Source organism: Streptomyces sp. NPDC057428 (assembly GCF_042803195.1).
GTDB lineage: Bacteria > Actinomycetota > Actinomycetes > Streptomycetales > Streptomycetaceae > Streptomyces.
Window position 1 is genome coordinate 15459 of record NZ_JBHVCT010000079.1, and the last position, 14049, is coordinate 29507.

Sequence of the window (14049 nt, forward strand, 5' to 3'; positions counted from 1 at the left end):
TCGACGGAAACGACCTCTGTCGGCTGCCGTCCTCCCGCACCCCGCAGATCCTCTGCGCCGGGCGGCACGCACAACTCGTCCCGTCCGCGCTCCAGACGGACGACTCCGCACCCGCCGGGACGTCAACGTGCAGACCGGGCTCGCGAAATGACCGACCCGCCGCGCAGCACGTCCGGCTGTCGCGGCGGGGGCGGGTGTGCGCACTTCGGCGAACCGTGCCGTCGCGATTCGTCCGCAGCCGAGGAGTCAATTCCCTTCCTGATGACCAGTCAGGACTGCGACAGCCAGATGGTTTCCGACTCCCGGATCACCTGAACCGCCCGGGCGGTCATCTCATCGTCGGTCGGGGGCGGCGTCTCCCCCGGGCGGACCGGTGTGCTGTGGTCGAGCATGAGCTGTTCCAGACCAGCAGGCGTGTACATGAACAGCAGCTTCGCCGCGTGGTTGCCCCGGTTCTTGAAGCCGTGACGGATTCCCTCGGGCACGTAGATGAAATCTCCCGCGACTGCGGTGAAGGTGTGGTCACCGTCGACGAACTCGAGCTCACCGTCGATCAGGTAGAACGACTCGTCCTCCCGCGTGTGGGCGTGAGGGTCGGGGCCGCCACCCGCGGGAACAGTCGCCTCGATGAACCCAAGCCGTCCCTTGGTCTGCTCACCAGTGATCTTGACGGTGTAGACGTCATTGGCACCCCACACCGTCGGACCGCGGCCTGACGGCACATAGACCGCACCGCGCTTGGTCCAGATCGGATCGTCGGCATCCACGTCTGTCAGTGAGAAACTCATGATCTTCAACTCCGATTGACAGTTGGCAGCCGCCAGTTGGCAGCTGACAGTTGGCACCAGGCGTCGCACCGCCCCCGGATGCAGGTTCCGGCCTGCTGGCCACTCGCCGACCGGGCGATGCCCCATCCCCGGTGCCGCGTTTCTGTTCCGGGACAATGAAACACGTAGTTGCCGACGCAAGCAAATATGTCTCGCTCCCTGGTCGCTCGCGCCGCTCCCCTGTCAGCACGAGAACCGTCGGGCGAAGGCGTTGACCTCCGCCCACTGCCCGCGGCGGGACGAGTCCGGGGTCGTGCGCCTGGCGCGAAGTCACCCGCTCCACGCACCCACGGGCGCAGCACCGGCCAACCCGCCCGAGCGATATGAGACTTGACTCTCACATATTGCAAGAGGACACTCTCACGTCATGGACTCCCACAATCGCCTGGGCGATTTCGAGATCAGCGATCCGCAAGCGATGCGGGCGTTGGCGCATCCGGTACGGCTGGCAATCCTTGACCAGCTGGGAAGACACGGACCTGCGACCGCGACACAGCTCGCGCCCGACGTGGGAGCGACGCCGTCGGTGACCAGCTGGCACCTACGGCACCTGGCCGGCTTCGGGCTGGTCCGCGACAGCGAGCCCGGCTCGGACCGCCGTCAACGGAGGTGGGAGGCGGTGGCACGCGGCTTCCGGTTCAAGGCTCCGCAGGACCCGGCGGATGAGGAGGGCCGGTCAGCCGCGCGGGTGCTGTCGCAGCAGATGTTCCAGCGTCACGCAGACCTGCCGAACCGGTGGGCCGCCGAGGTGGAGCCGGAACTGGATCCGGCGTGGCGCGAGCTCGCCGGGCTGGCCACCACCCGCCTCGTCGTGTCCGCCGAGGAACTCGCCGCCATCGAGGACGGGATCGAGCGCGTCCTCGCGCCGTACGTCACCCGCCCCCCGGCCGAGCGGCAGCCCGACGCCCGTGGCGTCCAGCTGCTGCGCTATGTCCTGCCCGAGGGTACGAGGGAGCAGGGCGGGCAGGCCTCGTGAAGGGTTCAGGGTCGGCCTCTGCGATATCGCTGTGGCGGGACCAACGGTTCCGCCGCTTCTGGGCCGGTAACACGGTCTCGCAGTTCGGCGACCGGATCACCGAACTGGCCCTGCCCCTGATCGCCGTCAGCGCCCTGAACACTTCAGCCAATCAGGTCGCGTGGCTGACCGCACTCGTCTGGGCCCCGAACCTGCTCGCGGTCTTTCTGGGTGCCTGGGTCGACCACCGGGCCCGCAAACGCCGTCTGATGATCATTGCCGACCTGCTACGCGCAGCCACACTGCTGAGCATCCCCGCGGCATACGTGTGGGGGGTGGTGACGCTCGGTCAGCTGTATGCCGTCGCGTGGCTCACGGGTGCGGCGGGCGTACTGTTCAACACGTCTTATCCGCCGTTCTTCGTGAGCCTCGTACCACGCGCGTCCTACGTCGACGCCAACAGTAAAATCAGCGCCAGCCGATCCGTGTCGTACGTCGCCGGCCCGGCCATCGGCGGCGCTCTGATCCAGATCCTCACCGCTCCCGTCACCCTCGTCGTCGACGCAATTACCTTCCTCGTCTCGGCCCTCCTGATCGGTCGCGTGGCGGTCGACGAGCCGCCGGCGGAAACCGGCGGAGCGGCACCCCCTCTTCTGCGGCGCGCGAGGGAGGGACTGGTGCTCGTCGTCCGTCACCCGGTACTGCGGGCCTGCCTGGGATGCGCGGCGACCGTCAACTTCTTCACCTTCCTCGCGGGCAGTGGGCTGGTCGTGCTGTTCGCGAGCCGGAACCTCGGACTGTCCGCGGGCGTCATCGGTTTCGCGTTCGGCATCGGCGCCACGGGCTCCCTCCTCGGTGCCCTGCTGGCTCCGAGGGTGTCGCGACGGATAGGCGTCGGGCGCAGCATCGCTCTGGGCGCGGTGATCTTCCCCGCGCCGGTCGCCGTCGCGGCGGCCGCGGGCGGTCCCTTGTGGCTCCGCGCCGGAGCCTTGGCCGCGTCCGAGTTTCTTTCCGGCGTCGGTGTCATGCTGTTCGACGTCAACCTCAACGCCCTTCAGACCACCGTGATCCCCGACGGCCTGCGTAGCCGCATAGCCGGCGCCTTCAGCACGATCAATTACGGGATACGGCCTGTCGGCGCGGTCGCCGGCGGCCTCCTGGCCACCGGTATCGGGCTGAGGGCCACTCTCTTCGTCGCCGCACTCGGCGGAGTCATGTCCCTGCTCTGGCTCCTGCCCTCACCGATACCTCACATCCGCTCCCTCGCGCCCGAGACGGCTGCCGGCACGACTGCGGACACGGCAGGCTGATCCCGTGCCCGCCCCGGAGCCCCCACCTCCTACGGCCCACAGACGCCGGCGCCCGTTCACGACGAGGGACTCATCGAGAACCCGAACGCATCGAGAAGCCAAGCAGTGGCATCGCCACGGCTGCCTGCGCCACGAGCGCCCGGGTTTCCCTGCGCAACCGGGCCAGGCACCGCCGCACTCGCCACGACGATCGGGGTTCTTAGGCAGGAGGTCGCGCCGCGTGGCGTCAGTTGCCCACAGAGGCAGCGGACTTGGCGTCGCCGAGCCCTGCCTTCCCGTGCTCCGGAGTGGAGAAGCGGTCAAGCATGGAACGCAGTTCTTCGGCACTGACGTTGGCTCCGAAGGCCTCGGTTCCCGGTTGCAGGCGAATGCCGTCGGCAAGGGAACCGGCGGCAACCGGTTCGAAGCCCAGGTTGTCCACGATCAGAGCGGCGACGGCCCTGTCGTCGAGGTCGTCACCCGCGACGGCGATCGCTTTGCGCCCAGGCTCACCGGCGGGCCGGGCCTCGGACTCGAGGTCGTGGTAGCCCATGTGATTGAACGCCTTGACCACACGGGAGTGCGGCAGGAACTCCTGGACGATCTCACTGGTCGAAACGCCGGGCCCGGTGAAGTCCTCTCGCACGCCGTCGACTTCCCACCAGTAGTTCATCGAGTCGATGACCAGTTTGCCCCTCAAGGCCTCGACGGGAATGCTCTTGTACTTACCGAGAGGAAGCGCAAGGACCGCGACGTCCGCCTCCGCTGCGGCCTCCGCTGCGGTGACGGCGACCGCACCTGTGGCCAGGACCTCGACCGTCAGAGCGATGTCGTCGGGTGACCCCGATCCTGCGACAAGAACCCGGTATCCGGCGGCAAGGGCCAGCCTGGCCAGGACGGTTCCCACTTTTCCGGCGCCGAGGATGCCGATGGTGCGGACGCTTTCGATGTCCATGACGTCTCCTGTCTCGAATTCAGCCGGCGAGGATGTCGCGGACCATGGGGATGACCTTGGTGCCGTAGAGCTCGACCGCGCGGAGACGGGCACTGATCGGCTGGGGACCGGCGGTGTAGATGAGGTCGAACCTGCCGACCCCGAGGCCGCGGACCGCGTGGGCGATCTTTCGCGCGACCGTCTCCGGCGAGCCGATGTACAAGGAGCCGTGCTCGATCTCCGCCTCGTACTCCTCGCGGCGCAGCGGGGGCCAGCCTCGGAGTGCGCCGATGCGGTCACGGATGGCGCGGTAGCCGGGCCAGTGCACCTCTCGGGCCTCTTCGTCGGTGTCGGCCACGAACCCGGGCGAGTGCATCCCGACCGGATGCGCGGTGGTGCCGAACTGCGCCGCCGCTCGCTCGTACAGGTCGATGTAGGGGCCGAAGCGCTCGAAGGATCCGCCGATGATGGCGAGCATCAGGGGAAGCCCGTGCCGTGCGGTGCGGACGACCGACTGGGGTGAACCGCCGACTCCGACCCAGGTGGGCAGGTGGCCGGACTCGGTCGGAGGGAACACCTCCGCGTTGTCCAGGGGCTCTCGGACGGTGCCCTGCCACGTGACGGGCTTCTCCTGGAGCAGCCGCACGAAGAGGTCGAGCTTCTCTTCGAAGAGCACGTCGTAGTCGGCGAGGTCATAGCCGAACAGAGGGAAGGACTCGGTGAAGGAGCCCCGGCCGAGGATGACCTCGGCCCGCCCGTCGGAGAGCGCGTCGACCGTCGCGAAGCGCTGGAACACCCGGACCGGGTCGTCGGAGCTCAGGACGGTCACGCCGGAGGACAGACGGATGCGCTTGGTGCGGGTCGCGATTCCGGCGAGGACCGTCTCCGGCGTCGACACCGAGTACTCGGGGCGGTGGTGCTCACCCAGTGCGAGGACGTCGACGCCGATGTCGTCCGCCAGGACGGCTTCTTCGACGGTCTGGCGGATCGATCTCGCGTGCGAGACGGGCACGCCGTGGTCGTCGTCGGGCAGATCGCCGAACGTGTCCAGGCCGAGAACAAGATCAGACATGTGCGGACTCCTTGTTGAGAATTGCACGCACACGTGGGGCCACTTCCTGTCCCAGCAGCTCGATCGTGCGAGCGCGGGCCTGGAGCGGCAGGTGCATGATGTCGTATTTGAGGTCGAAGCGGCTCAGGTGCAGGTCGCGGGCCACCCTGGCGATCTTTCGGGCGACGGTGTCGGGAGAGCCGACGAAGAGCGCGCCGCTCTCCCTCTCGACCTCGTAACGCTCACGGGTCGGCTTGTAGAAGCCGCGCTCCTCCGCGAGTGCCTTCGAGACCGGTCCCCAGTACTGCCACCAGGCTTCGGCCGCCTCCTCGTCGGTGTCGGCGATGAGTCCCAGTGAGTGCTGACCGACCGGTTGCGGGGCGTGGCCCGCCTGCTGGAGCGTCTTCTGGAAGAGGTCGACAAGACCGGCGAAACGCTGGGGGCGTCCGCCGACGACGGCCAGCATCAGGGGCAGGCCGTAGCGGCCGGCCCGGACGGCGGAATGGGGACTGCCGCCCACCCCGATCCAGGTGGGAATGCCACCGGTGCGCATCCGGGGGCGGAGCAGCTGCTTGTCGAGGGGGGCGCGCGTGGCGCCTCGCCACGTCACGGCTTCCTCGTTCTGCAGCCGCATGAAGAGTTCGAGCTTCTCCTCGAAGAGCTGCTCGTAGTCGGCGAGGTCGTAACCGAACAAGGGGAACGATTCCGTTGCGGAGGCGCGGCCGAGCACGAGCTGTGCACGGCCGTCCGACACGGCGTCGAGCGTGGAGAAGTCGTGGTAGAGCCGGACAGGATCGTTGGTGCTCAGAACCGTCACAGACGTTCCGAGACGTATGCGTTCGGTTGCCGCGGCCATGGCAGAGAGCAGTACAGGTGTGGCGCTGTCCACGTGCCCCGGCCTGTAGTGCTCCCCGAGGCTGAAGACGTCCACTCCCGAGGCCTCGGCGAGCTTGGCCTCCTTGACGAGGAGTCGTACGGTCTCGGCGTCCTCGAGAACACGATCGCCGGCGTCCGTTGCCACATCCCCGAACGAGTTGAGTCCGAACTCGAAGGTACTGACCGTCATGATCTCCTCCTCTGCGGGGGTCGGGCGGGTCTGTTCACCCGGAACGGAATTTAATTGACACCGCAAGTATGCACCATATGATTGACACGTCAACTAGAGAGGTGGCTCGCAGTGACGCAGAGCAGGACGTACCCCACCGTCGACGAACTGCGGATCTGGCGGGACTACATCGAAACCGCTGAAGCGCTGCGATCCGAGCTCGCGTCGCGACTGCAGAGGGATTCCACGCTGTCTCCGGGCGACCACTCGGTACTGCTGACACTGAGCGAGGAGCATGGCCGCCGACTGCGCTCGTCGGATCTCGCCGCCGCCATTCGCTGGGAACGCAGTCGGCTCTCCCATCACCTCCGCCGCATGGAGAGCCGGGGGCTCATCTGGCGTGACGAGTGCGTCGCCGACAGCCGGGGCGCCGAGGTCGTACTCACCGAAGAGGGCGAGCGAGCCCTGCGCCGGGCCTCACTCCCCCACCTGCTGGCCGTCCGGGAGCTGTTCATCGCCCCGCTCTCACCCGAGCAGACCGCAGCAGTCAGGAGCGTCACCGCAACGCTGCGCGCCCACCTCGCTGCGGCACAGAACCTCTGAGCCGAACAGGGTCACGACGGCCGCACGGCACGGGCGCGCGGCGACACAGGGGAATGTATTTGTCTCGTCAAGCAAATAGCGTATCGTTCACGCATCAACCAAATGGGGTGATCGGCCGTGGGAAACCACGCCACGCAGGCACGGACTTCCGTCCGCGAGCCAGAGCTCGCAATGGGCGGCACAGTCGTCTCCGTTCACAAGAGGCGCGGACGGACCGTACTCAGGAGTCCGTGGGCGCGATGGACCGAAGTGGGCGCAATCACGCTCCCGCATCCCACGCGCATCCCGGGCTCTCTCTCGGAGCTCGCTCCCGGTGCCCCGGCCGAACCGGCACGGCGCGCGTGATGGACGAGATCTCTGCGGTCGCACCCTGGCCCGTCATCGCGCTGACCCTCCTGTGGCTCGCCCGCCGACGGCCATCCGTCTATGCCCGCGCAGCGGTCGCGCTGCTCCTGTCCTGCGTGTCCGGACTGGTCTACGCGGGCTCCTCCACAGTGCAGAACCTTCCGGCGCGGGAGGGGCTGCTGCTCCATGAGTACGTCGCACTGCCGGGTGTCTTCACGGGCTTGTACCTTCTCGTGACTCTGGCAGCGGTCGCCTGCATCCCGGCCGTCCGTCGGCGTATCAGCGTCGTCGTGGTGGCACTGATCGGCGTCGCCGGATCCGTCCTGACCCTCCCCCATCACGAGCTCGCTGCGGTGTGGGGCGCCGTCGTCCCGTTGTGCAGCTGGTGGGCGGCGGGATGCCTCCAGCGAAGGAGTCTCCGGAGTCTGCCCACGCCAGGGCCCTGGGATCCGCCGGAACGAGCGAAGACGCCACGGCCGGCTCTCCGGCAGGGGGCTGAGGATCGCGGGTCCCGCGGGCTCGCGCCGCTACGACAGGCGGGGTGACGGCCGTGCAGCCGACCAGCTGGATCGAGGCCGCGGGGTGGTGGTCGTACGCAGTGGTGTTCATCCTGACCGCCGCCGAGACCAGCGCCTTCGTAGGGCTGCTGATACCCGGCGAAACCGCTGTGCTCATCGCCTCCGCGATCGCCGGCCGTGGTGATCTGAACGGGCCCCTGCTCGCGGCCGTCGTCATCACCGGGGCCGTGACCGGCGACAACCTCGGCTACGCACTGGGCCGACGGTGCGCGCGGCAGCCCCGTCGGCGCCCGGGCCGGAGGTTCTCGGGCGGCACCCGGAGCGGACGCACCTCGGCGTTCTTGCGACGCCATGGCGGAGCCGCGGTGTTCACCGGGAAGTTCATAGGCTTCGTCCGTACGTTTCTGCCGTACGCGGCCGGCTTCTCTGGCATGCCCTACCGTCGTTACCTCGTCTACAGCACCGCGGCCTCGGTGGTCTGGGGTACGGGGAGCGTGCTGCTCGGCTACTACGCCGGCGCGGCAGCGACCCGGTTCGTGCACTCGACCGGCCTGGTCGGCGCCGCCACGCTCATCGCGGTGGGCGTGCCGGCGCTGGTCGTGGCGAAGATCCTGGCGCGGCGCCGAAGCCGTGGCATGCCGGCCGCCGGATCGGCGATCGTGGCGTCAGGCGGCCCCCGACGGCTCGTGCCGCAGGGCGCGGCACGTGAGTACACGCCTGTCCAGAAGGGCTGACCGTGCGCGCACCATCGCACGTCCTCCTGGTCTCCGCTTCAGCAGAAAGTCGACGACCGGCCGGTGCGGGAAGCTCCCGCCGCGAAGTGCCCTATACCTTGGTCTAGGACTGCTGCGGCAGACCCGGCGGGAGTCGCACCCGCCCCTTCGTCCGGCGTAGGTTGCGTAACTGTGAATCAGACGAACCGGCGCCGCGACAGGCGAACCCTGCTGCGCGACGCGGTGGCCGTCGGCGCCGCGGCCGCCTTGACGGTGCTCAGCTCCCTGTACGCGCAGCGGTCCGGGCTGTGGCTGTACCCCCCGCTCACAACCCGCCGCGGCCTGGTCATCACCGCACCCGGCTTGTCGGTCCTCGACCTCAGCGGGCTGCTGCTGCCCGTGGCGGCGTGCGTGCTGCTGTGGTGGCGACGCGGCAGGCCGGTGGCAGTCGCGGTCACCTCGACCCTTCTGTGCACGGTCCTGCCGGTGGCCCCCGCCGCGGCGATCGCGCTCTTCACCGTCGCGGCCGTCTGCGACACCCGCACCACGCGCAGGGTGGCCGCCCTGGGCCTCCTCCTGATTCCGGTCTGTCTCGCGGTGCAGGGAAGGCTCGACTCCTCGCATGTGGCTGCCGCGGTGACCGGCGCCCTGCTCGTGACGGGATCGGTCGGCTGGGGTCTCTTCGTGCGAGGGCTGCGCGAACGCGCCGCGCGCGCCGAGCGGGAAAGCCTCCTCGGCGCAGAACAGGCCCGTCGCCGTGAGCGTGAGGTTATCGCCCGCGAGATGCACGACGTGCTGGCCCACAGGCTCTCCCTACTGAGCGTGCACGCCGGGGCGCTGGTGTTCAATCCGCACGCACCGGCCGATCAGATCAAGCAGGCGGCCGAGGTGGTCGCTCACAGTGCCCGCCAGGCCATGGAAGATCTGCAGCAGGTGCTCGGTGTGCTGCGCACCCCGCTCGCCCCGGACGGCGGCGTCCGGACCGAACCGCCCCAGCCCACGCTCCGCGACCTGAACTCCTTGATCGAGGAGAACCGTGCGGCCGGTATGGACATCGTCGTTCAGACGCGGCTGGCTCAGGCTCAGTCGCTGAACGACTTCACCAGCCGCACCGTCTACCGGATCGTTCAGGAGGCGCTCACGAACGCCCGGAAGCACGCCCCGAAGGAGGACGTGCGTGTCGTTCTCTCGGGGTCGCCCGGCGACGGGATCTGCCTGGAGGTGGCCAACGCACTTCCGGACCCCCCTCCGCGAGTCCCTCCGATGGGTGCCGGGCTGGGCCTCATCGGGCTGGCGGAACGCGCCGCCCTTGCCGGTGGGCAGCTGACATACGGGAGCGGTTCGGGGTCACACCTGGTCACCGCCCAGCTGCCGTGGAGCACGCGAGGATGACGGAGAACGGTGCGATCCGCGTGCTCCTGGCCGACGACGATCCGCTGGTCCGCGCAGGACTCCGCATGATGCTGGGGGCCGCGGAGGACATTCTGGTGGTCGCCGAGGCGTCCGACGGTCAGGAGGTGGCCGCCCTGGTCGACGCGCACGCGCCCGACCTGATCCTCATGGACGTCCGCATGCCCACCATGGACGGCATCGAGGCCACCCGGCTGCTCCGGGCCCGCGCGAACCCGCCCGACGTCATCATGCTCACCACGTTCACCACCGACCGGTACGTTCTGCGGGCTCTGCAGGCCGGCGCGGCGGGCTTCCTCCTTAAGCACACGGCGCCCGAGGACATCGTGGCCGCGCTGCGCAAGGCGGCCGCCGGTGAGGCGGTACTCTCCCCCGGCGCACTGCGCCAACTCATCGACGTCGTCACGACCACCGAGCCCTCGGCCCCCGGTTCGTCAGCCGACGCCGACTCCAGCGCGCCACGTGCGGATCAGTCACGCGCGGACACCGCCAGGGCACAGCTCGACCAGCTGGGACCGCGGGAACGCGAGGTGGCTGTCGCGATCGGAGAGGGCAGGACCAACGCGGCGATCGCCGCCACGCTCTACATGAGCGTCCCCACGGTCAAGGCACACGTGTCCCACATCCTGACCAAACTGGATCTCAACAACCGAGTGCAGATCGCGCTTCTGGTGTACCGCAGCGGACTGGTGTAGCACCGGTACGTCCGCGGCCCCCGACAGCGTGGACCGAGCTACCGGGACGGGCTTTTGACGAGCGGGTGCGCCGAGTCGGCGGAACCACCCGTTCCCTCCCTGCGATCACGGGGGCCGCCGGCCTTCGTACAGGTGCCGGAACCGCCGGTATCTTCAACTTCCAGAACGGTCACCAGGCCGCCTCCCTCCAGGGCGTCGCCGCACTCGGCGCAGACCACCCGCGTCTCCACGTCGGCACCGCACGTGTGCAGGAACCGCGGCGCGGGGGGCGGGTTCTCCAGATGTCGCAGACCCCACTCGCGCAGACCGATCAGTACGGGTTCCAGAGCCTGCCCTGCTGAGGTCAGGTGGTACTCGAAACGGGGAGGACGGTCCTGGTACCGGCGGCGCTCCAGGATCCCCGAGGCCTCCAGGGATCTCAGCCGCTTCGTGAGTACGTCTCGCGGAGCTCCCGTGTTGGCCAGGATGCCGGCGTAACGCCGGACCCCCATGAACACCTCTCGTAGCACCAGAAGTGACCAGCGCTCTCCTACGAGGTCGAGGGTCCCGGTGATGGGGCAGGCACGCGGCTGGGCTTCGCTCATACACCGATTCTAGTCGGTTTGTTTTCCAAACTCACCGCGTCTAGCATCGACACCGTCCGTGTGGCACGTACGAAGGCATCCGATGAACCGCAAGCACGCCGACGCCGGCACTCTCGTGGTGACGGTCTTCGTCTTTCCGGGTGTCCGGCTACTGGATGTGACCGGTCCGATCGAGGTGTTCACATCGGCGAACGAATTCGGCGGCCACTACCGGCTGGACATCGTGTCCGCCGACGGCAACGAGGTGACGACTGCGGCAGGCACCCGTCTCGGAGTCGACTCGGCCGCGGCGGACATGCACGGGACCAGCGACGTCCTGATCATTCCCGGGGGCCCGGACTGGGGCGGCATGATCAAGGACGAGGCACTGCTGGACACCGTGCGCGGGCTCGACGCATGTGCTCGGCGCACGGTTTCCGTCTGCACCGGAGCCTTCCTGCTGGCCGCGGCGGGCCTGCTGGAGGGCCGTCGCGCCGCCACCCACTGGCGCCACTCGCGGCAGCTCGCCCAGCTCTTCCCCGCCGTGCGGGTCGAGCACGACGCGATCTTCGTGCAGGACGGCAAAGTGATCACCTCGGCAGGAGTCAGCGCCGGCATCGACCTCTCGCTGGCCGTCGTGGAGGACCACTCAGGGGCGGAAGTGGCCCGGTCGGTGGCCAAGGACCTGGTGGTCTTCATGCAACGGCCCGGTGGCCAGTCCCAGTTCAGTGTCCGCGCCCGCGCGCCGCACACGCGCCAGCAGATGCTCCGCCGGGTCCTGGACGCCGTCACGGAGGATCCGGGCACCGACCACACCCTGTCCGCCATGGCGCGCAGGGCCGGCGTCAGTGCTCGCCACGTCACCCGGTTGTTCCACGACGAGTTGGGCACGACACCGGCCCGATACGTCGAACAGATCCGGCTGGAGGCGGCGCAGGCGATGCTGGAGACCGGTGACGATCCGATGGCCGCGATCGCCCGCCGTACAGGATTCGGTTCCCCCGAGTCACTGCGGAGGGCGTTCGTGCGGAACCTCCAGGTGACTCCTGGCGCGTTCAGGGCGCGCTTCCGCAGCACCCGACCGGGATCGTGGGGCACCCCCGCATGTGCCGTGAGCGGCGACCCGTCACCGGCGGCGGACCCACCCACCCGGATCCGCTGAGCAGCCGCGCCCCCGGGATGGCGGTCATGCCTGAGGCGTCCCGATCCGAGGGTGTTGTGGCCTACGCCGCTATGCGGCCCGGACGCCGCGCCGTCCTAGCCTGAAACGGCCGGTGGGCCGACCGGCTCGGTGGCACCCGCCCTCCGCGGCTCGCGCCACTCCTGGGTCGGCCGGCATCGGTGTACCCGAGACGACGAAAGAGGCGTTGCACGCCGTGACACCCCACGCCAGTAGTACGCGAACCGATCCGAGCGAGGACGGCGCGAACCCGGAGGTCCCGGCACTCTCCGGTCCCCCTCCGCATATGTCGGACGGATCAGTTCGGCGCCCCGCCCTCGGCCCCAGTTGGTTCGCGGCCGTCATGGGCACCGGGATCGTCGCCAACGCGGCGGTCACCCTGCCCCACAGCATTCCCGGACTCCGGACCGGCGCCACCGCGATCTGGATGGTGGCCGTCGCGCTGCTCGTGGCGCTGACCGCCGGATACTGTCGGCAGCGGGCACTGCGGCTGCACGCCGCCGATCCGACGCAGGTGCAGTTCTTCGGCGCCCCCGCCGTGGCTCTGCTCACGGTGGGCGCTGGAGCTCTGCAGCTCGGACCGCAGGTGATCGGAGCGCAGGCCGCGCTCGGTGTGGGCTGGGCGTTGTGGTCGCTCGGGACCGTACTCGGGTGTGTCACGGCGTGCACCGTGCCGTACCTGATGATCACGAGGCACAGCTTCGCTCCGGATGCGGCCTTCGGTGGCTGGCTGCTGCCGGTGGTGCCGCCGCTGGTTTCCGCCGCCACGGGCGCGCTGCTCGTCCCGCACGCACCGGCCGGCGAGCCACGCCTGGCCATGCTGCTGGGCTGCTGCGCGCTGTTCGGGCTCGGACTGCTCGCGGTGCTGCTGGTGCTGAGCATGGTCTACAGCCGTCTGATGCACCATGCCGCACCCACCGGGGCGACGGTGCCCACGGTGTGGATCGGCCTGGGGGCGCTGAGCCAGGCCGTGACAGGGCTGAGTCTGCTGGCCGCCGCGGTGCCGAGCGTACTGTCCGCTCCGTACGCACGGGGCGCCGCGGTCCTCGCGCTGGTGGGCGGGGTAGGGCTGTGGGGCTTCGCCCTGCTGTGGCTGGCCCTCGCCCTTGCGCTCACGGTCCGGGAGTTCCGCGCGGGACTGCCCTTCTCGCCCGCTTGGTGGTCGTTCATCTTTCCCCTCGGCGCCTACGTGACTGCTACGGGCGCGTTGGGTGTCCGTAGCGGCTCGCAGTTGTTCGGCTGGGCCGCAGTCGTCTTCTACGCATTGCTCATCGCTGCCTGGGTCGCGGTGGCGGGCCGGTCGGTGCGCCATGTCGCGGCACAGGCCGGCGGGACCTGGGGGCGGGCACGGACAGTGGTTCCCGACCGTCCCGCGTCGATGTGAGGGGGGACGCGAGCAGCGAAGGTCGCGTCCATGCAGGCACGCTGCCGTACTTCTCCCGCCGCCGGACGGGCGCTCAACGAGGTGCTGACGGACCGGACGGTTTCTGCCATACGGAGACGTGTGACCGGCTGGACGCGGTGAAGGGTGTCGCGCTCCAGTCGGCCCAACGCTCGATCAGGTGCAGCCCTGCGAGCCGTGCCATCAGGTCGAGTTCGGCAGGCCAGACGGAGCGGTGCGGTGAGCGAAACGTGGAACCTCGACCGTCGACGAGCGTGTGATGGTGTGACACCACGTGCTGATTGACCAGGTCGTACGTGTCGAATCCGACATGCCGCTCACCGATGTGGAAGGGGCGGGCGGTCTCCCCCGGAGGCAGGCGCTGCAGTTCGGGAACGAACACCTCGATCACAAAACGTCCGCCGTGCTCAAGATGTCCGGCGGCAAGGACTCCCGCTTCGCGCTGTGGAAGAACCAGGCCGACCTCACCGACCGCCAGGCCGCCAAGCTCACCTGGATCGCCGCCACCGACCCACGCCT

The 14049-nt window shown here is 69.1% G+C and carries 15 protein-coding genes; 9 read left to right on the top strand and 6 right to left on the bottom strand.

The annotated features are described in order from the left end of the window. Positions 1-269: 269 nt before the first annotated feature. The gene (locus ACFU5K_RS24795) at positions 270-845 is read right to left on the bottom strand and encodes a cupin domain-containing protein (RefSeq protein WP_384065396.1); all 576 of its coding nucleotides are present in this window, start codon (positions 843-845) and stop codon (positions 270-272) included. 349 nt (positions 846-1194) lie between these two features. On the opposite strand from ACFU5K_RS24795, the gene ACFU5K_RS24800 reads away from it, so the two are divergent. Continuing rightward, complete coding sequence (locus tag ACFU5K_RS24800; protein WP_384065398.1) at positions 1195-1803, top strand: ArsR/SmtB family transcription factor; 609 nt, start codon at positions 1195-1197, stop codon at positions 1801-1803. Beyond that, complete coding sequence (locus ACFU5K_RS24805) at positions 1800-3092, top strand: MFS transporter (protein ID WP_384065400.1); 1293 nt, start codon at positions 1800-1802, stop codon at positions 3090-3092. Before ACFU5K_RS24800 ends, ACFU5K_RS24805 begins: the two co-directional genes overlap by 4 nt. Positions 3093-3318: 226 nt before the next feature. Here ACFU5K_RS24805 and ACFU5K_RS24810 read toward each other — a convergent pair whose 3' ends face one another. The 3 genes from ACFU5K_RS24810 to ACFU5K_RS24820 are packed head-to-tail and all read right to left on the bottom strand — an operon-like array spanning position 3319 to position 6122. After that, positions 3319-4026: an NADPH-dependent F420 reductase gene (locus tag ACFU5K_RS24810; RefSeq protein ID WP_384065401.1), complete on the bottom strand. Its 708-nt coding sequence runs from the start codon at positions 4024-4026 to the stop codon at positions 3319-3321. Positions 4027-4045: 19 nt separating this feature from the next. Next, positions 4046-5077, bottom strand: a complete 1032-nt coding sequence (locus ACFU5K_RS24815; RefSeq protein ID WP_384065403.1) for an LLM class flavin-dependent oxidoreductase — start codon at positions 5075-5077, stop codon at positions 4046-4048. Next, positions 5070-6122, bottom strand: coding sequence for an LLM class flavin-dependent oxidoreductase (locus ACFU5K_RS24820; protein ID WP_384065405.1), 1053 nt, complete (start codon positions 6120-6122; stop codon positions 5070-5072). Before ACFU5K_RS24820 ends, ACFU5K_RS24815 begins: the two co-directional genes overlap by 8 nt. Positions 6123-6233: 111 nt before the next feature. Here ACFU5K_RS24820 and ACFU5K_RS24825 point away from each other — a divergent pair, with 111 nt between their 5' ends. From ACFU5K_RS24825 to ACFU5K_RS24845, 5 genes are all read left to right on the top strand, one after another. Further along, positions 6234-6704, top strand: a complete 471-nt coding sequence (locus ACFU5K_RS24825; protein ID WP_384065407.1) for a MarR family winged helix-turn-helix transcriptional regulator — start codon at positions 6234-6236, stop codon at positions 6702-6704. Between the two features lie 344 nt (positions 6705-7048). Then, positions 7049-7594 (top strand): hypothetical protein, encoded by a 546-nt coding sequence (locus tag ACFU5K_RS24830; RefSeq protein WP_384065409.1) that lies wholly within the window; start codon positions 7049-7051, stop codon positions 7592-7594. Next, on the top strand, positions 7591-8301 hold the full coding sequence (locus ACFU5K_RS24835; protein ID WP_384065411.1) for a DedA family protein: 711 nt from the start codon (positions 7591-7593) through the stop codon (positions 8299-8301). The genes ACFU5K_RS24830 and ACFU5K_RS24835 overlap by 4 nt, the downstream gene beginning before the upstream one ends. Positions 8302-8472: 171 nt before the next feature. Further along, the gene (locus ACFU5K_RS24840) at positions 8473-9672 is read left to right on the top strand and encodes a sensor histidine kinase (protein WP_384065413.1); all 1200 of its coding nucleotides are present in this window, start codon (positions 8473-8475) and stop codon (positions 9670-9672) included. After that, positions 9669-10385 (top strand): response regulator, encoded by a 717-nt coding sequence (locus tag ACFU5K_RS24845; protein WP_384065415.1) that lies wholly within the window; start codon positions 9669-9671, stop codon positions 10383-10385. The genes ACFU5K_RS24840 and ACFU5K_RS24845 overlap by 4 nt, the downstream gene beginning before the upstream one ends. A gap of 38 nt (positions 10386-10423) precedes the next feature. On the opposite strand, the gene ACFU5K_RS24850 is transcribed toward ACFU5K_RS24845, so the two are convergent. Next, a complete protein-coding gene (locus tag ACFU5K_RS24850; protein WP_384065417.1) occupies positions 10424-10969 on the bottom strand; it encodes a winged helix-turn-helix transcriptional regulator in 546 nt (181 codons plus the stop codon). Positions 10970-11051: 82 nt separating this feature from the next. Here ACFU5K_RS24850 and ACFU5K_RS24855 point away from each other — a divergent pair, with 82 nt between their 5' ends. Further along, positions 11052-12110, top strand: a complete 1059-nt coding sequence (locus tag ACFU5K_RS24855) for a GlxA family transcriptional regulator (protein ID WP_384065419.1) — start codon at positions 11052-11054, stop codon at positions 12108-12110. 304 nt (positions 12111-12414) lie between these two features. Next, positions 12415-13512 carry a TDT family transporter gene (locus tag ACFU5K_RS24860; RefSeq protein ID WP_384065421.1) on the top strand — a complete coding sequence of 366 codons (1098 nt, stop codon included), beginning with the start codon at positions 12415-12417 and terminating at the stop codon, positions 13510-13512. A gap of 73 nt (positions 13513-13585) precedes the next feature. Here ACFU5K_RS24860 and ACFU5K_RS24865 read toward each other — a convergent pair whose 3' ends face one another. After that, positions 13586-13921: a hypothetical protein gene (locus ACFU5K_RS24865; protein WP_384065423.1), complete on the bottom strand. Its 336-nt coding sequence runs from the start codon at positions 13919-13921 to the stop codon at positions 13586-13588. Between the last annotated feature and the right edge of the window lie 128 nt (positions 13922-14049).

Excerpts from the sequence above, each read along its gene's own strand:
- ACFU5K_RS24800 (WP_384065398.1), top strand. The coding sequence starts at position 1,195 with ATGGACTCCCACAATCGCCTGGGCGATTTCGAGATCAGCGATCCGCAA.
- ACFU5K_RS24830 (WP_384065409.1), top strand. The coding sequence starts at position 7,049 with ATGGACGAGATCTCTGCGGTCGCACCCTGGCCCGTCATCGCGCTGACC.
- ACFU5K_RS24850 (WP_384065417.1), bottom strand. The coding sequence starts at position 10,969 with ATGAGCGAAGCCCAGCCGCGTGCCTGCCCCATCACCGGGACCCTCGAC.
- ACFU5K_RS24860 (WP_384065421.1), top strand. The coding sequence starts at position 12,415 with ATGTCGGACGGATCAGTTCGGCGCCCCGCCCTCGGCCCCAGTTGGTTC.
- ACFU5K_RS24810 (WP_384065401.1), bottom strand. The coding sequence starts at position 4,026 with ATGGACATCGAAAGCGTCCGCACCATCGGCATCCTCGGCGCCGGAAAA.
- ACFU5K_RS24820 (WP_384065405.1), bottom strand. The coding sequence starts at position 6,122 with ATGACGGTCAGTACCTTCGAGTTCGGACTCAACTCGTTCGGGGATGTG.
- ACFU5K_RS24845 (WP_384065415.1), top strand. The coding sequence starts at position 9,669 with ATGACGGAGAACGGTGCGATCCGCGTGCTCCTGGCCGACGACGATCCG.
- ACFU5K_RS24815 (WP_384065403.1), bottom strand. The coding sequence starts at position 5,077 with ATGTCTGATCTTGTTCTCGGCCTGGACACGTTCGGCGATCTGCCCGAC.
- ACFU5K_RS24855 (WP_384065419.1), top strand. The coding sequence starts at position 11,052 with ATGAACCGCAAGCACGCCGACGCCGGCACTCTCGTGGTGACGGTCTTC.